The following is a 21,614-nucleotide window of genomic DNA, read 5'->3' as shown; positions in this document are numbered from 1 at the left end:
GGCCTGCGGGAAGTCGATTACGAGGGGCTCGCGAGGCCGCGCAGCACGGCCTGGGCCCGCTGGAGGGCGTCCTCGTCGGTCTCCAGGTCGGGCGTGATGCCCCGGCCGTCGACTCCGCGGCCGGAAGGGGTGCGGTAGTGGCCGACGGTCAGCTCCGCCACGGAGCCGTCGGGCAGCCGGCTCGGCATCTGGACCGAACCCTTGCCGAAGGTGCGGGAGCCCACGACGAGCGCCCGTCCCCGGTCCTGTACGGCGCCGGTGAGGAGCTCGGCCGCGCTCATCGTCCCGCCGTCGACGAGTGCGACCAGGGGTCTGGTGGTGTCGCCGCCGGGCTCGGCGTGCAGGGCGCGCTGCTCGCCGTCGACGTCGTAGGTGGCGACCAGGCCGCCGTCGAGGAAGGCGGAGGCGGCGGTCACGGCCTCGGTGACCAGGCCACCGGAGTTGCCGCGCAGATCGAGGACGATCCCGGCGCCGGGCGGGGCCTGGCGGACGGCGTCGCGGACCTGGTGGCCTGAGCCCCTGGTGAAGGTGGAGACCTTGATGACGGTGATCCGGCCGGCGAGTTCCCGGACGGTGACCGAGTCCGTGGACAGCTGGGCCCGGCGCAGTGTCTGGGTCCACGCGCGCGTGCCGCGCTCCAGGCCGAGGCGGACGGTGGTGCCGGCGGGGGCGTCGGTGGCGTCCCCGCGCAGTAAGGAGACGACCTCGGTGACGGGCCGGCCGTCGGTCCGCTCGCCGTCGACACTGCGCAGCAGGTCCCCGGGGCGGATCCCGGCGGTGGCCGCGGGCGAGCCGGCGCGCACCTTCGTCACCTCGATACGGCCGTCCCGTTCGCTACGGGCCCACAGGCCGACGCCGGTGTACTGGCCGTCGAGGGCCTCCTCGAACTCCTCGTACTCGCCCTGGGAGTAGACGGCGCTCCAGCGGTCCCCGCTGCGGCTGACGGCGCGCTTCGCGGCTTCCATCGGGGACTTGCCGTCGGCCATGGCCTCCTCGGCCGCCCGGGCGACGTCCGCCTGGCGCCCCACGGGGCCGGCCGAACGGACCTCGTCCGGCGCGGACTTGCGGTGGTCCTGCGGCAACGCCCCCGTGGCCGCACCGGCGACGAGCACGCTCGCGAACACCAACGTCAGGGCGGCCCCGCGGCGGATGCGACGGGGCTGACAGAACGGGTCACGACCTGACATGCCGGTGAGTCTAGGACAAGGGGAAGGGCCGTACGGCCGGTTGACCGTACGGCCCCTCTTGGCATGCGTCACACCTTCAAGTACTTGCGCAGCGCGAAGAACGCAGCCAACGCGGGCATCAGAAGGCTCGTTGCGAGGATGAGCGGCAGATACTTCAGCACCGCGCCCCATCCGATGAAGTTGATCAGTGTCAGCTGGTCGGCCAGGGCCAGTCCGTGGTCGATGAGGAAGTACCGGGCGATCAGCAGGAAGCCGCACGCGAGGGTGCCGCCGATGAGTCCGGCGACCGCGGCCTCCATGATGAACGGCGCCTGGATGTAGAAGCCGGAGGCGCCGACCAGCCGCATGATGCCGGTCTCACGCCGACGGCTGAACGCCGAGACGCGCACGGTGTTGACGATCAGCATCAGCGCGACGACCAGCATCAGCGCCATCACCGCGCGGGCGGCCCAGTTCATGCCGTTCAGCAGCTTGAAGAGGTTGTCCAGGATGCCCTTCTGGTCCTGCACGGACTGCACGCCGTCCCGGCCGTTGAAAGCGGTGGCGATGACCTGGTACTTCTCCGGGTCCTTCAGCTTGATGCGGTACGACTCCTGCATCTGGTCCGGCGTGAGGGAACTGGCCAGCGGGGAGTCGCCGAACTGCTCCTTGTAGTGCTTGTACGCCTGGTCCTGCGACTCGTACGTGACGGTCTGGACGACGTCCATCTTGTCGAGGTCGGCCTTGATCTGCTTCTTCTGGTCGTCGGTCACCGCGCCCTTGGCGCAGTTGGGGTCGGACTCGGCGTCGCTCTTGTTGCAGAGGAAGATCGAGACGTTGACCTTGTCGTACCAGTAGCCCTTCATGGTGTTGACCTGGTCGCTCATCAGGAGCGACCCGCCGAACAGGGCGAGCGACAGGGCGACGGAGACGACGACGGCGAACGTCATCGTCAGGTTGCGGCGGAGACCGACACCGATCTCCGACAGGACGAACTGGGCGCGCATGGCGACTGGTTATGCCTTTCCGTGGATCTCGGGTGCGGTATCAGTGCTGGTAGCCGTAGACACCGCGGGCCTGGTCGCGGACGAGGCGGCCCTTCTCCAGTTCGATGACGCGCTTGCGCATCTGGTCCACGATGTTCTGGTCGTGCGTGGCCATCACCACGGTCGTGCCCGTCCGGTTGATGCGGTCGAGCAGCTTCATGATGCCGACGGAGGTCTGCGGGTCGAGGTTGCCGGTGGGCTCGTCGGCGATGAGCAGCTTGGGCCGGTTGACGAAGGCCCGTGCGATGGCGACGCGCTGCTGCTCACCACCGGACAGCTCGCCGGGCATCCGGTCCTCCTTGCCGCCGAGCCCGACGAGGTCGAGCACCTGGGGCACGGACTTGCGGATCTCGCCGCGCGACTTGCCGATGACCTCCTGCGCGAAGGCGACGTTCTCGCCGACCGTCTTGTTCGGCAGCAGGCGGAAGTCCTGGAACACCGTCCCCAGCTGGCGCCGCATCTGCGGGACCTTCCAGTTGGAGAGGCGGGCGAGGTCCTTGCCCAGAACGTGCACCTGCCCGTGACTGCACCGCTCCTCGCGGAGGATCAGCCGCAGGAAGGTGGACTTTCCGGAGCCGGAGGACCCCACGAGGAACACGAACTCGCCCTTCTCGACCTCCAGGGAGACATCCCTGAGGGCGGGGCGGGTCTGCTTGGGGTAGACCTTGGAGACATTGTCGAATCGGATCACGGATGCACCACGGGTCGCCGGGGGTAGATGAGCGTGACCATACGCGAACCGGGTAGGGCACCGCAGTCACCGACTGTGGTTGCGCCATGGATGTGCCATTTTGTGCCGAGTCCCGCGGGGCGCGGGGGGACTGTGCGTACAACCACAGAAAACGCGCAGCCGCGCGACGTCCGACGGAACCTGGCAAAGTGGAGGGGGAACATTCCCACCGCCACGGACGTTGGACACGTGGAACCGGCGCAAGGAGGGCAAGCGCATGACGTACGACCGGCTGGTGTGCGCGAACTGCGCGTCCCCCGTGAACGAGGGCCGCTGCCCCGTGTGCCGCGCGAACCGCGAGCGGCTGCAGCAGGAGAACTTTTTCTCGGGCCTGAACCCGATGACCCTGATCGCACTGCTGACGGTGTTGATCGCGGCGGTGGCCCTGCTGGCGCACCAGACCGCGTAAGGGCGCAGACACCCCCAGACATGGCCGAGGGCCCGGAGCGTTTCGCTCCGGGCCCTCGGTGTCGCGCTGTGCGCACGGTCCGTGCGGACGCGGCTACCGTCAGGCGGCAGCCCCGCCGCGGCCGCCCACGAGGCGCGGCAGCAGACGGAAGCCGACACCGCCGGCGATCATCGTGGCGGCGCCGATCACCAGGAAGGTGGTCTGCGCGGCACCCGTCTCGGCGAGCTCCTCGCCATTGCCCTGGGCCTGCGCCTGCGGGGCCGGGGTGGAACCCGAGCCGATTTCGGTGAGGGCGGAGGAGCCCTCCTCCTGCGGCGAGGTTCCGCCGTCGGGGTCGGCGTTGTTGCCGCCGCCGTTGTTGCCACCGTTGCCGTTACCGCCACCGTTGCCGCCACCGGTGCCGTTCCCGTTGCCCGGGTCGGTCGGAGCGACGGTCGGGTCCTCGGTCGGCTCGGTGGGCTCGCCGGTGGGCTCGGGGGGCTCGTCGGTGGGCTCCTCGGTCGACGGCGGCGGGTCCGTCGGGAGGCCCGTGGGCGGGTCGGTCGGGAGCTCGGTCGGGATGTCCGTCGGCGTCGGCGTCGGGGCCGGCGACTCGTCGGCGCACAGGATGCCGAGCAGGCAGTCCTCGGCCTCCGCGGCGGATGCGGCACCGGCGGCGGTCAGTGAGGCACCGGCGGCGATCACGGCACCGGCCGCTATCCGCGCGACACGGATCCGCGTCTTCTTCGTCATGTGGTTGCTACCCCCAGTAGCTCATCGTCATTAGGCAGCGCTCGGGGCTGTGCTCGACAGGGAAAGCCGCGGTGAAAAAAGACCCCCCGGTTCACATGCGCCCCAGAGACACGCATGCCGCGCTTTACCCTTCCCATTTTTCAAGAACACGTCAAGGCCGTTTGCAGCCGCCATGTCCAACTACGGGGGCTATGCCGGGAGTCTGAGCCTGTGAGTGTGATGTAAAACCCAGACATGCGGGCACAGAAAAGGCAACTGCCGCCCCGGAGGCGGCAGTTGCCTTGTCGATAAACCTACTTCTCCTGCTGCTTGCGCCAGCGAATTCCGGCCTCGAGGAACCCGTCGATCTCGCCGTTGAACACGGCCTCGGGGTTGCCGACCTCGAACTCGGTGCGCAGGTCCTTCACCATCTGATACGGGTGCAGCACGTACGAACGCATCTGGTTGCCCCAGGAACTGCCGCCGTCCTTGAGGGCGTCCATCTTGGCCCGCTCTTCCTGGCGCTGCCGCTCCAGCAGCTTCGCCTGGAGCACGTTCATGGCCGTCGCCTTGTTCTGGATCTGCGAGCGCTCGTTCTGGCAGGAGACGACGATGCCGGTGGGGAGGTGGGTCAGGCGCACCGCGGAGTCGGTGGTGTTGACGCCCTGGCCGCCGGGGCCGGACGAGCGGTAGACGTCCACGCGCAGTTCGGACTCGTCGATCTCGATGTGGTCGGTCTGCTCGACCACGGGAAGGATCTCGACGCCCGCGAAGGAGGTCTGGCGCCGGCCCTGGTTGTCGAAGGGCGAGATGCGCACGAGCCGGTGCGTGCCCTGCTCGACGGAGAGCGTGCCGTACGCGTAGGGCACCTGGACGGCGAAGGTGGTCGACTTGATGCCGGCCTCTTCCGCGTACGAGGTCTCGTAGATCTCGGTCTTGTAGCCGCGCTGCTCGGCCCACCGCAGGTACATGCGCTGGAGCTTCTCGGCGAAGTCGGCGGCGTCGACGCCGCCGGCCTCGGCGCGGATGTTCACCAGCGCCTCCCGGGAGTCGTACTCACCGGAGAGGAGGGTGCGGACCTCCATCTCGTCCAGCGCCTTCTTCACGGCCGTGAGCTCGGTCTCGGCCTCGGCGCGGGTGTCCGGGTCGTCCTCCTCCTCGGCCATCTCGAAGAGGACACCCAGGTCGTCGATGCGACCGCGCAGGGCCTCGGCCTTGCGCACCTCGGCCTGGAGGTGGGACAGCTTGCTGGTGATCTTCTGCGCCTCATCGGGGTTGTCCCAGAGGGACGGCGCGGCCGCCTGCTCCTCGAGCACGGCGATGTCTGCCCTCATCTTCTCGAGGTCCAGAACGGCCTCGATCGACTCCATGGTCGAGGAGAGGGACTTGAGCTCTTCGGATACGTCGACGACTGCCACGCCCTCCAGCGTAACGGCTCCGCCCGGCGGCCATCGCCGGGCGGCCGGAGACGGCGGCTCAGGGGGACTGGGGCGCCGAGTTCCTCGTGTCCTGGGGAGGGGTGCTCTCGTCGTCGCCCGAGGTGGAGAGCCATGCGCCGACGCCGATCGCCGCAGCCAGGGCGACCGCGCCCGCTCCCAGGGCCAGCCGGCGGCGCCGGGCCGCGGCGCGGTTGCGGGCCGAACCGGGGCGGGGGGCGCCCGGGGCGCGGGGGGCCCGGGCCGTGCCGTGGGCGCCGCCGGCCAGCTCGTCGGGGGCGGGGACACGCATCGAGGTGTGGGTGTCCCGGTTGGAGTCGGCCGGCTTCGCGCCCGGCACCAGGGGGACCGCGCCCCGCCGCCGGACCCGCTCCCGGGCCGGTGCCTGCCCTGCGGGCTGCTCCTCGCGGTCGGCCTCCTCCGCGGACTCGGTGTCCGGCTCGTCCACCTCCAGCGGGGGCATGCCCGCCAGCATCGGCAGCAGCTCCCGCAGCCGGGCCCCGAGCTCCGAGGCCCGCAGCCGCGAGGCCGGAGCCTTGGCCAGGCACTGCACCAGCAGCTGCCACAGCTCGTCCGGGATGCCGGGCAGCGGGACGACCGTCTCCGTGACGTGCCGGCGCAGGACCGCGCCCGGGTGGCCGCCGCCGAACGGCGTGAAGCCCGCCAGCAGCTCGTAGAGGACCGTGGCGAGCGCGTAGATGTCGACGGACGCGCGCGGGGGCAGTCCCTCGACTATCTCCGGGGCGAGGTAGTCCGGAGTGCCGATGATCTTCGTGGCCTTGGTCCGGCGGGGGGTGTCGATGAGTTTGGCGACACCGAAGTCGGTCAGCAGTGCGCGGTGCGAGCCGCCGGGGCCGAGCGGGCCCTGCATGTCCAGGAGGACGTTCTCCGGCTTGACGTCCCGGTGCACGACGCCCGCGGCGTGCGCGGCCGCCAGTCCGTCGGCGACGTCGGCCGCGATGGCGACGGCCGCCTCGGGGGCCAGGCGCCGGTCCCGCTCCAGCCGGGTGCGCAGATCCGTGCCGCGGACGAGGTCCATGACCAGGGCCAGGTCGTTGCCGTCGACGACCAGGTCGCGCACCGACACCACGTGCGGGTGCTCCAGGCCGAGCAGGGCCGTGCGCTCCTGCACGAAGCGCCCGACGAGTTCCTGGTCGGACGCGAGGTCCTCGCGCAGCAGCTTGATGGCGACGGGGCCTTCGGGACCCTCACCCAGCCACACCGTGCCGGCGCTGCCCCGCCCCAGGATCTGGTGGGCGGTGTACCGGCTGCCGATCTTCCGTGCCAAGGCTGCTCCTACCGACGCGTGTTGTCGCTAAAACTACGCGTCCGGAGAGCCAACCTTCACCGGGGAGGCGGAAATCACCCGCCAGGTGTCGACAAATCTCCAACCCCACAGGGCGGTTCCGGTCAGTTCGTGCCGGAACCGCTCCCGCCGAGCTTCTCGAACCAGCCGGTCACGGTGCTGAACCAGTCGGTGAGCTGCTCCCAGTAGCCCTTGCCGGTGCCGATCCACTCCTGCAGCGGACTCAGTTCCCAGACCAGCCAGCCGGCGACGAACAGGATGACGATCGTGAAGAGACAGCCCTTCAGGCAGCCGAGCCCGGGGATCCGCATCCGGTTGGCGCTGCGCTGCCGCGGCTGCCGGGGCTCGCGCTGCGGCCGCTGGGGCTGCTGGGGCTGGGCCGGCGGCGCGGGCGGGGCGTAGCGCTGCGGCGGCTGGGGCCGCTGCGGCTGGGGGGCGTACTGCTGGGGCTGGGGCTGCGGATGGCCGTAGCCGGGTCCGGGCGGGGGCGCCTGGCGGCGCGGGGGCTGCTGCTGCGGCCGGGCCACCTGGCGCTGGGGGCGGCGGCGCAGCGGGTCCTGGCCGGGGTCGAGGTACTGGACCTGCGTCTGCTCGTTGCGGTCGCGGGCCGCGCGCAGCTGGTTCTGCCAGGGGTGCGGGTCCTCGGGGCCGCCCTGCTGCCCCTGCTGTCCGGGGTGGCCGGGCGAGCCCGGCGGGACCGGCGGCATGACGGCGGTCGGGTCGGCCGCCCCCCGGCTGGGCAGGACGGCGGTGGGGTCGGGGGCGCCGGCCGGGCCGCCGGTGTGCGGCATGACGCTGGTCGCGGCGTTCGGGTCGTAGGCGCCCGCGCCCTGCGGGAGGACCTGGGTCGGGTCGGCCGCGCCGGGCGTGTCCGGCACGGGTGCCGGGGCCGGGTCGGGCACGAGGAGCATGCCGACGCCCTCGGCTGCGGCGATCTGCGCGGAGTTCGCGTGCACCCCGATGCCCTCGGCGACGACGCGCAGGCCGCGGGCGAGGTTCACGGCGCTGGGCCGCTCGTCCGGGTTCTTGCGCAGGCAGCGCTCGATGACCGTCCACAGCGGGTCGGGAACGGTGGAGGGGCGGCGCGGCTCGGCGCTCAGGTGCTGGTGCAGCACCTCCAGGGCGGAGCCGCCGGAGAACGGCGGGCGGCCGGTGACCAGCTCGTACAGCAGGATTCCGGCGCCGTAGATGTCGACGGCGGAGGTCTGCGGGCGGCCCTCGGCGGACTCGGGCGCGACGTACGCGGGTGTGCCGACGAACTCCTGGGTGCGGGTCAGGCCCGGGGAGTCGGCCAGGCGGGCGATGCCGAAGTCGGTCAGCAGCGGGTGCATCCGCCCGTCGTACTGCTGGAGCAGGACGTTCGCCGGCTTGAGGTCGCGGTGGACGACGCCGTCGGCGTGACTGGCGGCGAGCGCGTCGGCGATCTGGGCGGTGAGCAGGGCGGCGGCGACCGGGGTGAACGGCCCGTTCTCGCGCAGGTAGCGGTGCAGGTCGGGGCCCTCGACGAGGTCCATGACCAGCGCCAGCAGCTCGCCCTCGACCACCAGGTCGCGGACCCGGACGATGTTCGGGTGGGTCAGCCGGAGCAGGACGGAGCGCTCCCGGAGGAACCGCATGACGATGTCCGCGTCGCTGGCCAGCTCCTCCTTGAGGACCTTGATCGCGACGGTCTCGCCGGGCTGCCCCGGCACGGCCGCCTCGGCGCCCGCGGTCTCGCGCTGGCGGGCTCGCCAGACGGTGCCCGTGGCGCCGCGTCCGAGCGGCTCCTCGAGCAAGTACTTGCTGCCTACCGGCCGCACGTCATGCGCTCCCTGGTGCTTTGCCTCGCCTGCTGGCCTGTCTGTCCGACCCACTGTAGTGCCGGGCAGCCGAGGACCGGAGTGTCGTCTTTCTGTGGGTCTTACGTATCCGCTCTCACACGCGTTCGAAGGAAAGACGCTGACCTCGGTCTTGTGGTTGCCGGGAACGAACGTGACCGATCTCAAGCGGTCGCCCGTGGGTCTTCTCTCAGGCACTTTTGCGGGCAGAGCCGACCAATCAAGATCACCTTTTCCTGAGAGAGGGGCGCGGTGTCAGTGGCAGGTGCGAGGATGCCTGCAGTACTGGCCGACGTGCTGGGGCGGGGTGGGGGACTCCGCGCCCGGGCAGAAGGGACCGCTGACGGCGATGCAGATCCGGCTGACCGTCGTAGATCCGCTGGGCCCGTCGGCGCCGGCGCGGGACCGCGCCCCGCGCAGCGACGTGCTGGTCACGGCGCCCGCCGGTACGGCGCTCGCGGCGGTGGCGTCGGCGCTCGCCCAGGTGGTCCTCGGCGGTGACGGCTCGGGCACGCCGGTGCTGTACGCCGGGGAGCAGCGGCTGGACGCCCAGCGCTGCACGCTCGGCGAGCCCCCGCTGACCGACGGTGCCGTGCTGTCCGTGGGCGCGCCCGGGGAGCCCGAGCCGCACCCCGAGCTGGACGACGCCCCGGCCCAGCTCCAGGTCGTCGCCGGCCCCGACGCCGGTGGCGTCCATCTGCTGCACGGCGGCGAGATCCGCATCGGCCGCTCCGCCGACGCCGACGTGCCCCTCGACGACCCGGACGTCTCCCGGCTGCACTGCGCCGTGACGGTGACCGCGGACGGCCGGGTCGCGGTCGCCGACCTGGACTCCACGAACGGCACGACGGTGAACGGCGCGCGGGTGGACGGCCGGGCGGTCCCCTTCGCGCCGGGTGCGCTGCTGCGGATCGGCGAGTCGGCCCTGCGGCTGGCTCCCGCCGGGGGGCCGGGTGGCCGGGTGGAGACGACTCCGGACGGGGAGGGGCACGTGCGCGTGCCCGGGCCCGCCGGTGGCGGTCCCGAATCGCCCGCGCCCGTGGCGGATCCGGGACCTTCCGGGCCTTCGGGCCCCACGCACCACGCCCAGGGCTCGCCGGCCTGGGGCGCGCCGGGTGCGCACGGCTCCGCCGATCCGGCTGTCGTGCCGGGGCAGGGAGGGGCACCGCGGATCGAGAGCGGGGGTGCCGGCGCGGGGTCCGAAGCGCCGCGGGGTCGGGACCACGGCATCCGGGACGGCCTTGCGAGCACCGGCGGCGAGGCGCACCCGGGGGGCAGCCGGGTTGAGGCCCGACCCGGGGGCAGCCGAGGCGAGACCCGCCCCGGGGACAGCTGGGACCAGGCCCAATCCGGGCGCAGCCGAGGCGAAGCCCAACCTGAGGGCCGGGGCGAGCCCCACTCCGGGGGCAGTCGGGGTGAGGCCCGACCCGGGGGCAGCCGAGGCGAGACCCATTCCGGTGACAGCCGGGGCCAGGCCCACTCCGAACGCAGTCGAGGCGAAGCCCAACCCGAGGGCAACCGGGGCCAGGCCCGACCTGAGGACAACCGAGGCGAAGCCCACTCCCGGGGCAGTCGCGGCGAGGCCCGGCCCGGGGGCAGCCGGGGTGAGGCTCCGCTTCCGGGTGCCGGGGGTGCGGCCCACGCCGGGGACGGTTGGAGCGAGGTGCCACCGTGGGGTACCGGAGGTGAGACGCGTCCGCAGGCGACCGGCGGTGGATCGCGGCCGGGGCCCACCGGGGCCACGCGGAGTGCCTCCGGGACGCACGGAGCGCGCACGCGGCAGCACAGTGCCGCCGAGGGTCCGTCGCCCATGGCTTCTCCTCAGGCCCCGGCCGACGCTGCCCGGCAGGGTGAGACGGCCCAGCCGGTGAGCGGCGCAGGGGACACGCATGCGGGTCGTTCCGGGTTCGGGGCGTTCGGCGACACGGCCCCGGACCGCGCCGGAACGGCGTACGACACCGGCACCGCCACCGACGCCGCGGACGAGCAGACCGGCCGGGGGCGCAAAGGCACCCCCCTGCGCGGCACCGACGTGCCCCCGGGGGCCCGCAGGCGCGGCGGGCTCGGGGCGTGGGCCCGGCGGCTGGCCGGAGGGCGTGGCGAGCAGGCGGCGGAACCACGCGGGACGTACGAGGCCGAGCCGGCCGCAGTGGCGGCGGAGCACCACCCGGTGGTCGTGCCGGCCGCGCCGGAGACCTGGCCGGACCCGGCCACCCTGCTGCTGACGGCGCTGGGGCCTGGGCCCCGGCTGTGGGAGCGCGGCCCCGGCCACCCGGAGGCGCTCGCCGTGCGCCTCGGTACGGCCGACCGGGCGGCGCCGGACGGCTCGGGCCTGTTGCCCGCCGTCCCGGTGACCGCCGGGCTGCGTGAGGTCGGCGCGCTCGGGCTGGCCGGGCCGCGGGAGCGGCTGTCCGGGCTGGCCCGTGCCGTGCTGGCCCAGCTCACCGCGCTGCACTCCCCCGACACGCTGGAGATCGTCCTGATCGCCGCGGACCGTTCCCGTTCCCTCGAGGAGCGCACCGCCGAGTGGTCCTGGCTGGGCTGGCTGCCGCACGTGCGGCCGGGGCACGGACAGGACTGCCGGCTGCTCCTGGCCCATGACCGCGAACAGGCCGCGGCCCGCACCGACGAACTCACCCGCCGCCTGGAGGACCAGCTCGCGGAGACCGGGCCGGGCGGCAGCGCCGCGGGAACCGACGGTGCGCAGGCGAGCGGTGGCTCACAGCCCACCGGCAGCGACCCGTCCCTGAGCCACTCCGTTCCGGCTCCCCGCCGCCCCTCCTGGGCCCGCGACGACGCTTCCGCCGCCGACGCGACCAGCGGCTTCCCCGGCCCGTACACGGTGCTCGTCGTGGACGGCGACCCCGGCGGAGCCGATCTGCGCAAGGCCGTCGCGCGGCTGGCGCTGGAGGGCCCCCGGGCCGGGATACACGTCGTCTGCCTGGCCGAGACGGCCGCCGCCTCCCCGGCCTCGCCGGTGACGGAGACGTACGAGGCGGCCTGCTCGGTGGCACCGACCTTCCGGCAGTGCGGTGCGGTCGCGCTGCTCAGCGGGGACGTGGCGACGGCCCTGCGGCTGATGCGCGTGGCCCGGGCCGGTGGCGACGGCGCACCGGCCGCCCCCGTCGGGCACGGCACCGTCGCCACCGTCGACGCCGTCTCCGCGGCCTGGGCCGAACGGTTCGCGCGGGCGCTGGCGCCGCTGCGGACGGACGGCCCGACGAGTGACCGCCAGCCGCGCGTCTCCGCACCGCTGCCGCAGGCGGCCCGGCTGCTGGACGAGCTGGGCCTGGCCCGGGCCACCCCGGCGTCGCTGATGGCGCGCTGGGCGGACGCGGCCGACGACGCCGACGCGCTGGGCGGACGCGTGCGCGCGGTGCTGGGCGCCGGGCCGCGCGGCCCGGTCTGCGCGGACCTCGCGGCCCAGGGGCCGCACCTGCTGATCGAGGGCCCGCCGGGCAGCGGCCGTACGGAGCTGCTGCGGGCGATCGTCGCGTCGCTGGCCGCCGCCGAGCGGCCCGACCGCCTCGGCATCGTGCTGGTCGACGGCCGGGGCGGCCCGGGTGCGGGCGGCGGGCACGGCGAGGGACTGCGGGTGTGTACGGACGTACCGCATGTCACCACGCTGCTCATGGCGCACGACCCGGTCCGGATGCGGGAGTTCGCGCAGTCCCTGAGCGCCGAGCTGAAGCGGCGTGCCGAGCTGCTCGGGCGGTCGGACTTCGCCGAGTGGCACACCGGGCGCGAGCTGTCGGGCCGTATGGTCGCCCAGCGGACGGCGACGGCACGGGGCGGCGCCCAGGGTGAGGCGGGAGGCTCCGGCGACCTCGACTCCCCGTCCAGTTCCACGATTCGGCTGCGGCCCAAAGCGGCCCGGCGGCAGACGGAGGCGGCCGCGCCCCCGCTCCCCCGGCTCGTCGTGGTCGTCGACGACCTGGACGCGCTGGTCTCCCCGGCGCTCGGCTCGACCGGGCGGCCCGCGGCCGGATCGGTGATGCGCGCCTTGGAGGCCGTCGCCCGGGAGGGCGAGCGGCTGGGCGTGCACCTGGTGGCGGCCACCGGCCCGTGCCCCCGTACGGCGGAGACGGAGCCGGCGCGCCGGGCCACCCTGCGCGTCACGCTCGACGCGCCGGCCCCGGGCCCGGAGGAGCCCGCGCCCGGCCGGGGCAGGCTGACCGGCGCGGACGGGCGGGTCACGCCGTTCCAGGGCGGGCGGGTCACCGGCCGGATCCCCCGGACGGCGACGCTGCGCCCCACGGTCGTGCCGCTGGAATGGCACCGCATGGGTGACCCTCCGGCCCGGCGTCCGGTGCGGGAGCTCGGAAACGGTCCCACCGACCTGGCACTGTTGGCCAGCGCGCTGGAAAGGGCGGCACGGGAGGTCGCGGCGGCGAAGGTGCCGTCGCTCCTGTAACCGGGGGCGCCCGCCGGCCCCACCCGGCGTCATGGGGCCGCGTCCCTGGTCACGAGGGAGTCACGATCCCCCGCTTGACAGCCGACGCCATCTTGCCGCCCCCGCACACCCGGGCGTAGACCAGATCGCACGGGAGCGCGCTCGACGTTCGACGAGGAACGAAGAACGGGGCAGTCATGCGCATGACGAGCAGCACCATCCGGACACGCTGGTCGCCCGAGCGGGACAAGGCGACCCCCCAGCACCGCAGAGCCGCCAAGGCCGCGGCCGCCCTCGCCGCGGGAGCGCTCGCGCTCTCGCTCACCGCCTGCGGTGGCAGCGACACCGACAGCGGTGGAGGCACGGGCGACACCGAGCAAACCGCCGACAACGTCACTCTTCCCAAGCTGGACGGGACGAGTCTGGAGATCGCCGCCGTGTGGAGCGGCACAGAACAGGCCAACTTCAAGAAGGTCCTGGCGGAGTTCGAGAAGCGCACGGGCGCCAAGGTCACGTTCGTGCCCGCCCAGGACCCGATCATCAACTTCATCGGCTCGAAAGTGGCCGGCGGGCAGCCGCCGGACATCGTGATGCTGCCGCAGCCGGGCGCCATCAAGCAGGCCGTCGACCGCGGCTGGGCCAAGCCCCTCGGCGCCGACGCCCTCAAGGAACTCGGCGAGAACTACTCGCAGGGGTGGCAGGACATCGGCAAGGTCAGCGGCAAGCAGTACGGCGTCTACTACAAGGCCGCCAACAAGTCCCTGATCTGGTACAACAACCAGGTCTTCGAGAACGCCGGGGCGAGTGAGCCCGAGACCTGGCCGGATCTGCTCAAAACCGCGCAGACGGTCTACGACTCCGGCGTCACCCCGTTCTCCGCCGGCGGCGCCGAGGGCTGGACGCTGACCGACTGGTTCGAGAACGTGTACCTCTCCCAGGCCGGGCCGGAGAAGTACGACCAGCTGGCCAAGCACGAGATCAAGTGGACGGACCCGTCCGTGAAGGACGCGCTGACCACGCTCGCGCAGGTCTGGGGCAAGCCGGACTACATCGCGGGCGGGGCCAACGGGGCGTTGCAGACCGACTTCCCGGCGTCCGTCACGCAGGTCTTCACCGGCGGGGACCAGCCCAAGGCCGCCATGGTGGCCGCGGGTGACTTCGCCCAGGTCAACATCCCCAACAGTATGAAGATCGGCACGGACGCGAAGGTGTTCCCGTTCCCGGCGGTCGGTGACAACGGACCGGTGGTCTCGGGCGGCGACGCTGCCGTGATCCTGGAGGACTCGAAGGGGTCGCAGGCCCTGGCCACCTGGCTCGCCTCGCCCGACGCGGCGCAGATCCAGGCCGGGCTGGGCGGCTACCTCTCGCCGAACAAGAACGTGCCGAACTCCGCGTACCCGAACGCGGTGCAGCAGAGGATCGCCAAGGCGCTCATCGACGCCGGTGACGACTTCCGCTTCGACATGTCCGACCAGGCCCCGCAGGCCTTCGGCGGTACGCCCGGCAAGGGCGAGTGGAAGATCCTCCAGGACTTCCTGAAGAACCCGAAGGACATCGCGGGCACGCAAGCGAAGCTGGAGGCCGAAGCGGCCGCGGCGTACGGGAACTGACGTCATGACGTCGGTGACGGCGGCAGGGGGCGCCAAGCCCCCTGCCGCTCCCAAGTCGCGCAAGAGTGTGACCGGCACCCGCAGGACCGTCGCGGCGCTGTTCCTGCTGCCCGCGCTCGTCCTGCTCGGCGCGCTCGTGGTGTACCCGATCGGGTACTCGGTCGTGCGCAGTTTCTACGACCAGTCCGGTGACGGCTTCGCCGGAATAGACAACTACAAGGCCCTCTTCACGGACGAGGGCATCCGCACCGCGCTGAAGAACAACATCATCTGGGTGGTGTTCGCGCCGACGGTCGCGACGGCGCTCGGCCTGATCTTCGCGGTGCTGACCGAACGGGTGCGCTGGGGCACGGCGTTCAAGCTGGTCGTCTTCATGCCGATGGCGATCTCGATGCTGGCGGCGGGCATCATCTTCCGCCTGGTGTACGACCAGGACCCGGACAAGGGCGTGGCGAACGCCGTGTGGGTGGGCGTGCACGACACCTTCTCCCAGGCGTCGGCCTTCCCGAAGGCCCACCCGGGCCGGGACTCGCCGCTGGAGCCGGCCGGCGGCGGCGCGTTCATCACCACCTCGCCCGTGCGCACCGGTGAGACGGTCTCGCTGCCCCTGGTGGGGGTGGCGCCCGACGTGATGCCGGACGGCGCGAAGGAGGCCGCGGCGCCGAAGCCGGAGCCGGACAAGATCACCGGCACGACCTGGCAGGACTTCACGCGCGGCGAGGGCGTCGGCAGGCTCAACAGCGTCGACCCGTCCGAACTGGGCTACGCCGGCATGAGGATCGAGGCCGTGAAGGACGGCAGGGTCGTGGCGTCGGCGACGGCCGCCGACGACGGCACCTTCAGCCTGCCCGCCTCGGCCGACGGGGCGCAACTCCGGCTCCCGGCGAGCAACTTCAAGGAGCCGTACAACGGCCTGGACTGGCTGGGGCCGTCCCTGGTCACCCCGGCCATCATCGGCTCGTACATCTGGATGTGGGCGGGCTTCGCGATGGTGCTGATCGCGGCGGGGCTCGCGAGCGTGCCCCGGGAGCTGCTGGAGGCCGCCCGGGTGGACGGGGCGACCGAGTGGCAGGTGTTCAGACGGGTCACGGTGCCGCTGCTGGCGCCGGTCCTGGCGGTCGTCGCCGTCACCCTGATGATCAACGTGCTGAAGATCTTCGACCTGGTCTTCATCATCGCCCCCGGCTCCTCCCAGGACGACGCGAACGTTCTCGCGCTGGAGCTGTACCGCAAGGGCTTCTCCGAGGACCAGCCGGGCATCGCCAGCGCCATCTCGGTCTTCCTGCTGCTGCTCGTGATCCCGGTGATGTGGTTCAACGTACGCAGGCTGCGGCGGGAGGTGCGGCGATGAAGGCCAAGCAGTCGCTGGGATCGCGGCTCGTCGAGGCGGTCGGCGGCGGGGTGCTGCGGGTGTTCCTCATCGTCGTCGGACTGTTCTGGCTGGTGCCGACGATCGGACTGCTGCTGTCCAGTCTCCGTTCGCCGGAGGACATCTCTGCGAGCGGCTGGTGGAAGGTGTTCACCGAGCCGTCGCAGATCACCTTCGACAGCTACTCGAAGCTGCTGGAGAACGACGACATCACCAGCTCCCTGCTGAACACGGTGTGGATCACCGTCCCGGCGACCCTGCTGGTCGTGATCATCGGCTCGCTGGCGGGCTACGCCTTCGCCTGGATGGAGTTTCCGGGCCGGGACTGGTGGTTCCTGGGCGTGGTCGGCCTGTTGGTCGTGCCCGTGCAGGTGGCGCTGATCCCGATCGCCGAACTCTTCGGCAACATCGGCATCTTCGGCTCGGTGCTCGGCGTGGTGCTCTTCCACGTCGGATTCGGTCTGCCGTTCGCGGTGTTCCTGCTGCGGAACTTCTTCGCGGAGATCCCGAGAGAGCTGCTGGAGGCGGCACGGCTGGACGGGGCGGGTGAACTGCGCCTGTTCTTCCGTGTCGTGATGCCCCTGGGCGGTCCGGCGATCGCGGCGCTCGGCATCTTCCAGTTCCTGTGGGTGTGGAACGACATGCTGGTCGCGCTGATCTTCTCGGACTCCGGGAGCCAGCCGATCACGGTCGCGCTCCAGACGCAGGTACGGCAGTTCGGCAACAACATCGACGTCCTGGCACCGGGCGCGTTCATCTCGATGGTGGTCCCGCTGGCCGTCTTCTTCGCGTTCCAGCGGCAGTTCGTGTCCGGCGTGATGGCGGGCGCGGTCAAGTAGGCGTCATGGCAAGGCACTTGGAGGGGCGGGCCGGGGCGGCCCGCCCCTTGCGCGTTCCCCCGGATGCCGTAGCCGCCGTAACCAAGTCGCCCCACCGGCCGTTCCCGGGCCGAACGCCCGCGCCGACCGATGGATGGCCTCTTGCCCAGGTTCAGTGTCATTGTCCCCGCGTACCAGGTTCAGGCGTACCTGCACGAGTGTCTGGAGTCGGTGCTCTCCCAGTCCTCTCCCGATCTGGAACTGATCGTCGTCGACGACTGCTCGCCGGACGCGTGCGGCGCGATCATCGACGAGTTCGCCGCCCGCGACGCGCGTGTATGCCCCGTCCATCTGCCGGAGAACGTCGGGCTGGGCCGCGCGAGAAACGCCGGCGTGGCGCACGCGAGCGGCGACTACCTGCTGTTCCTCGACGGCGACGACACCCTCACGCCCGATGCGCTGCGGTCGATCGCCGACCGGCTGAAGGAGACCGGCGAGCCGGACGTGCTGGTCTTCGACTACGCGCGCACCTACTGGACCGGTGAGGCGGTCCGCAACCAGGCGGCCGTGCAGCTGACCGAGCAGGGCCCGGCCCCGTTCCGCCTGGAGGACCGGCCGGGGCTGCTGCGGCTGCTGATGGTCGCCTGGAACAAGGCCTACCGGCGGGACTTCGTGGAGCGGGAGGGGTTCGTCTTCCCGCCCGGCGTCTACGAGGACACGCCGTGGACGTACCCGGTACTGATGACCGCCGAGTCGATCGCGACCCTCGACCGGGTCTGCGTGCACTACCGGCAGCGGCGGCAGGGCAGCATCCTGCGCACCACCAGCGAGCGGCACTTCGACGTCTTCGAGCAGTACGACCGGGTCTTCGCGTATCTCGACGAGCGCCCCGGACTGGCCCGGTGGCGGCCGGTGTTGTTCCGCCGCATGGTGCACCATCTGGCGATCGTGTACTCCCGGCGGGACCGGCTGCCCCGGGGCTCGCGCGCCGACTTCCTGCGCCGGGCCCGCGCCCACTACCGCCGCTACCGCGCCCCCGGCGTCCCCGCCCCCCTGCGCTGCCGGATCCACCACGTGCTGATCCGCTTCGGCCTGCACCGCACCTACCGCACCCTCCAGCTGGCGTCGGCCCTGCACCGCGCCTGCGCCCGGACCGCCGGGAAGCTGCTGCGGGGCCTGCGGTCGGCCGCCCTCAGGACCCACTACCGCGTCCAGCGCTGCCTGCCGCTGCGCGCCGACCGCGCCGTCTTCGCCGCCTACGACGGGCGTGGCCACGGCTGCAACCCGGGCGCGCTGGAGAGCGCGTTCCGCGACCTCGTGCCGCACATCCGCACGGCGTGGATCGCCCGCCGCGAGCACCACCACACGATCCCGCCCGGCCCGCGCCGCCTCGTCCCCGGGACGGCCGCCTACTGGACGGCGCTCGCCCGCTCCCGGTACCTGGTCAGCAACACCGGCTTCGACGACCACCTGGCCAAGCGGCGGGGCCAAATCTTGATCCAGACCGGGCACGGCACCCCGCTGGGCCACATCGGCCTCGACCTCCAGGAGCGCCCGGCGGCGGCCCGCGGCCGGGACTTCGCACGGCTGCTGAAGGACGTCGACCGGTGGGACTACGTGCTGTCCGCCAACCGCCACACCACACTGACCCACGAGCGCGTTTACCCCGGCCGCTACACCACGCTGGAGTACGGCTATCCCCGCAACGACGTGTTCCGGACGGCGACCCCGGCGGACGTGGCCCGGCTGCGCGCCTCGCTCGGCATCCCCCGGGGCGCGGTGGCGGTTCTGTACGCGCCGACCCACCGCGACTACCGCCGCTCCCAGCGCCACCCCCTCGACCTCCAGCGGATCGTGCGGCGCCTCGGCCCGCGCTTCGTCGTGCTGGCCCGCGCCCACCACGCCTACGACACCCCGCTGACCACCACCTGCGGCCGGGTCGTCGACGTCTCCGGCCACCCGAGCGTGGAGTCGCTCTGCCTGGCGTCGGACGCCCTGGTCACGGACTACTCGTCGCTGATGTTCGACTACGCCAACCTGGACCGGCCGATCGTGATCCACGCCGACGACTGGGAGGCGTACGACGCCTCCCGGGGCACCTACTTCGACCTGCGCGACGTCCCGCCGGGCGCGGTCGCACGCGGCGAGGACGAGCTGATCGACATCTTCGCCACCGGCCACTGGCGCGGCTCCCGCTCGGCCCAGCTGCGGGCGGCGTTCCGCGAGCGGTTCTGCACCTACGACGACGGCCGGGCCGCCGAGCGTGTCGTACGCCGGGTCGTCCTCGGGGAGTCGGAGCTGCCGCCGGTCGTGCCGCTCGGCGAGCGCCGTCCGGTGCCCTCGGCGGCGGCGTCGCTGGTCCGTGAGCCGCTCACCACGGTGCCGCTGCCGGCCGGTCCGCACGCCGTCCCCGACAGCCTCTGAGCACGGTTCGCACTCCGGGAAGTCCGCATGCCCTCCAGCCCGTCGCGGCCGACACCCAGCCGGCCGCCCTCCTGTCGTCCGTCCGGGCGGCCGGGACGCCCGCGCACCGCGTGAGACGGCCCGGCTCCAGCAGACCCGCCTCCAGCAGACCCGCCTCCTGACAGAAAGAGCAGAATGCCCCGCTTCAGCATCGTCGTCCCGTCCCATGGGGTCGCGGGCCGGCTGTCCCAGGCGCTGGACTCCGTCCTCGCCCAGTCGTTCGGCGACTTCGAGCTGATCCCGGTGTGCGACGCACCCGACGCGCCGGCGGCGGACGTCGTCGCCGGGTACGCCGAGCGGGACTCCCGGGTGACGCCGGTGCACTCGCCGCCGTCGGCCGGTCTGGCCGGGGCCCGCAACACCGGGCTGCGGGCGGCGGTCGGCGGCCATGTGCTGTTTCTCGACGGTGACGACGTCCTGGTCCCCGGGGCGCTGGCGGCGCTGGACGCGAGGCTCAGCGCGGTGGGCGACGTCGACGTCCTGTACTTCGAGCACGAGCGCACCCCCTGGTGGGAGGGCGAGCCGACCAACCCGGCCGCGCCCCTGCTGGCCGGGACGCCGGGTGAGGCCTTCTCCCCCGGCCGGGTCCCGCGGCTGACGGGCGTGGCGCTCCCGGCGTGGAGCGCGGTCTACCGCCGGGCCTTCCTCGCCGGGCAGGGCATCGTCTTCCCCGGGAACCACTTCACCGATGTCGGGTTCGGCGGACTGGTCACCCTGCGGGCGGAGCGGGTGGCGGCCCTGCGCGCGGTCGTCGTCCGGCATCTGCTGCGCCGGCAGGGCAACCGGCTGGGCCTCCCCGGCGAGCACCACACCGAGCTGCTCGACCAGACCGAGCTGGTGCTGGCGCGGGCCGTGGAGCAGGGGCTGGCGGCGGACCGGCTGACGCCGCTGTTCGAGCAGCTCTTCGCCGCCGTGCTGAAGACGGCCGCCCACCCCCGGCGGCTGACGTCCGGTCGCCGGGCCTTCTTCCGGCGGGCGAGCGCGCTCTACCGGCGGCACCGCCCGGCCGGCCACCGGGCGCCCGGCGGGAGCCTCGGCGTCCAGCACCGGCTGCTCGCCTCCGGGTCGTACCCGGCGTTCCGCGCCCTGCGCGCCGCCAACCGCGGTGCGCAGCGGGCCGCCGCGCTGCTCCCCCGCCCCCGGGGGCTGCGCACCCGCCTGTGGTACGCGGCGGGCCTGCGCCTGCCGCTCGACAAGAACCTCGTCGTGTACTGCGCGTACTGGGGCCGCGGCTACGCCTGCAACCCGGCCGCGATCCACGCCAAGGCCCGCGAGCTCGCGCCGCACCTGCGCGCGGTGTTCCTGGTGGAGCCGGACGCGGTGGGCAGCGTGCCGCCGGACGTGGAGTACGCGGTGATCGGCAGCCGGAAGTACTGGAAGGTGCTGGCCCACGCCACGTACCTGGTCAACAACGCCAACTTCGCGGACGCCGTGGTCAAGCGCCCCGGCAGCGTGCACCTCCAGACCCAGCACGGCACGCCGCTGAAGACGATGGGCGCCGACCAGGCGACGTACCCCGTGGTGGCCGCGGCGACCGGCAGCTTCGCCAAGCTGCTGGCCCGGGTGGACCGCTGGGACTACAACCTCACCTCCAACCGGCACTCCACCGAGATGTGGGAGCGGGCGTTCCCGGGCGCCCACGAGACCCTCGAGTACGGCTATCCGCGCAACGACGTCTACTGCACGGCGTCCGCCGAGGACGTCGCCCGCGTCCGCAAGGAGCTGGGCGTCCCCGACGGCAAGAAGGCCCTGCTCTACGCCCCCACGCACCGCGACTACGCCACCGGCTTCGAGACAGGCCTGGACCTGGCGGAGTTCTGCGAGGCGATCGGCGACGACCACGTGGTGCTGCTGCGCGCCCACTACTTCTACGACCAGGGGTCGAGCAGGGGCGGCGGCCGGATCATCGACGTCACCGGGCACCGCTCCTCGGAGGACGTGTGCCTGGCCGCGGACGCGCTGATCACGGACTACTCGTCGATCATGTTCGACTACGCCAACCTGGACCGGCCGATCGTCGTGTACGCCGACGACTGGGACGTCTACCGGGAGACCCGGGGCGTCTACTTCGACCTGATGGAGCTCCCGCCCGGCCGGGTCGCCCGTACGCCCGGGGAACTGGCGGACGTCTTCCGCGACGGTTCCTACGCGGACGAGTCCGCCGCGGCCCTGCGCGCCGCGTTCCGGGAGCGCTTCTGCCAGTTCGACGACGGGCGCGCCGCCGAGCGCGTCGTACGCCGGGTGCTGCTGGGGGAGCCGCCCGAGTCGATCCCGCCCGTGATCCCGCTCGCGGAGCGCGTCCCGGCCCCCGCCGCCACCCTCGTGAGGAGCTGACCGAAG

At 72.8% G+C, this 21,614-nt stretch carries 14 protein-coding genes; 7 read left to right on the top strand and 7 right to left on the bottom strand.

Features of this window, described 5'->3' with window-relative positions; all coding sequences use genetic code 11:
• Window positions 1-17 precede the first annotated feature (17 nt).
• The 3 genes from ACIRDU_RS30370 to ftsE form a co-directional block, all read right to left on the bottom strand.
• Window positions 18-1,187 carry a S41 family peptidase gene (locus ACIRDU_RS30370; protein WP_403585293.1) on the bottom strand — a complete coding sequence of 390 codons (1,170 nt, stop codon included), beginning with the start codon at window positions 1,185-1,187 and terminating at the stop codon, window positions 18-20.
• 68 nt (window positions 1,188-1,255) lie between these two features.
• Window positions 1,256-2,173, bottom strand: a complete 918-nt coding sequence (gene ftsX / locus ACIRDU_RS30365; RefSeq protein ID WP_403585291.1) for a permease-like cell division protein FtsX — start codon at window positions 2,171-2,173, stop codon at window positions 1,256-1,258.
• Between the two features lie 40 nt (window positions 2,174-2,213).
• On the bottom strand, window positions 2,214-2,903 hold the full coding sequence (gene ftsE, locus ACIRDU_RS30360; protein WP_003990615.1) for a cell division ATP-binding protein FtsE: 690 nt from the start codon (window positions 2,901-2,903) through the stop codon (window positions 2,214-2,216).
• Window positions 2,904-3,159: 256 nt separating this feature from the next.
• Between ftsE and ACIRDU_RS30355 the strand changes: the two genes are divergently transcribed.
• Window positions 3,160-3,351: a hypothetical protein gene (locus ACIRDU_RS30355; protein ID WP_403585288.1), complete on the top strand. Its 192-nt coding sequence runs from the start codon at window positions 3,160-3,162 to the stop codon at window positions 3,349-3,351.
• 99 nt (window positions 3,352-3,450) lie between these two features.
• Here the strand turns inward: ACIRDU_RS30355 and ACIRDU_RS30350 are convergent, their stop codons facing one another.
• The 4 genes from ACIRDU_RS30350 to ACIRDU_RS30335 form a co-directional block, all read right to left on the bottom strand.
• A complete protein-coding gene (locus tag ACIRDU_RS30350) occupies window positions 3,451-4,083 on the bottom strand; it encodes a hypothetical protein (protein WP_403585286.1) in 633 nt (210 codons plus the stop codon).
• 293 nt (window positions 4,084-4,376) lie between these two features.
• Window positions 4,377-5,480: a peptide chain release factor 2 gene (prfB, locus tag ACIRDU_RS30345; protein WP_189588598.1), complete on the bottom strand. Its 1,104-nt coding sequence runs from the start codon at window positions 5,478-5,480 to the stop codon at window positions 4,377-4,379.
• A gap of 58 nt (window positions 5,481-5,538) precedes the next feature.
• A complete protein-coding gene (locus tag ACIRDU_RS30340; protein WP_403585284.1) occupies window positions 5,539-6,786 on the bottom strand; it encodes a serine/threonine-protein kinase in 1,248 nt (415 codons plus the stop codon).
• Window positions 6,787-6,908: 122 nt separating this feature from the next.
• A complete protein-coding gene (locus ACIRDU_RS30335) occupies window positions 6,909-8,603 on the bottom strand; it encodes a serine/threonine-protein kinase (protein ID WP_403585282.1) in 1,695 nt (564 codons plus the stop codon).
• A 367-nt stretch (window positions 8,604-8,970) separates the two neighbouring features.
• Here ACIRDU_RS30335 and ACIRDU_RS30330 point away from each other — a divergent pair, with 367 nt between their 5' ends.
• The 6 genes from ACIRDU_RS30330 (at window position 8,971) to ACIRDU_RS30305 (ending at window position 21,608) form a co-directional block, all read left to right on the top strand.
• Window positions 8,971-13,035, top strand: a complete 4,065-nt coding sequence (locus ACIRDU_RS30330) for an FHA domain-containing protein (protein ID WP_403585280.1) — start codon at window positions 8,971-8,973, stop codon at window positions 13,033-13,035.
• Window positions 13,036-13,211: 176 nt separating this feature from the next.
• Window positions 13,212-14,624 (top strand): ABC transporter substrate-binding protein, encoded by a 1,413-nt coding sequence (locus ACIRDU_RS30325; protein ID WP_403585279.1) that lies wholly within the window; start codon window positions 13,212-13,214, stop codon window positions 14,622-14,624.
• A gap of 4 nt (window positions 14,625-14,628) precedes the next feature.
• Window positions 14,629-15,975, top strand: coding sequence for a carbohydrate ABC transporter permease (locus ACIRDU_RS30320; RefSeq protein WP_403585276.1), 1,347 nt, complete (start codon window positions 14,629-14,631; stop codon window positions 15,973-15,975).
• Window positions 15,972-16,832, top strand: a complete 861-nt coding sequence (locus ACIRDU_RS30315; RefSeq protein WP_403585273.1) for a carbohydrate ABC transporter permease — start codon at window positions 15,972-15,974, stop codon at window positions 16,830-16,832. The genes ACIRDU_RS30320 and ACIRDU_RS30315 overlap by 4 nt, the downstream gene beginning before the upstream one ends.
• Before the next feature lie 141 nt (window positions 16,833-16,973).
• Window positions 16,974-19,235 (top strand): CDP-glycerol glycerophosphotransferase family protein, encoded by a 2,262-nt coding sequence (locus tag ACIRDU_RS30310; RefSeq protein WP_403585272.1) that lies wholly within the window; start codon window positions 16,974-16,976, stop codon window positions 19,233-19,235.
• A 174-nt stretch (window positions 19,236-19,409) separates the two neighbouring features.
• On the top strand, window positions 19,410-21,608 hold the full coding sequence (locus ACIRDU_RS30305; protein ID WP_403585269.1) for a CDP-glycerol glycerophosphotransferase family protein: 2,199 nt from the start codon (window positions 19,410-19,412) through the stop codon (window positions 21,606-21,608).
• The last annotated feature ends 6 nt before the right edge of the window (window positions 21,609-21,614 follow it).

Source organism: Streptomyces sp. NPDC093598 (assembly GCF_044764825.1).
In the GTDB taxonomy this organism is placed as follows: Bacteria; Actinomycetota; Actinomycetes; order Streptomycetales; family Streptomycetaceae; genus Streptomyces.
This window is presented reverse-complemented; position numbering and strand designations above follow the sequence as displayed.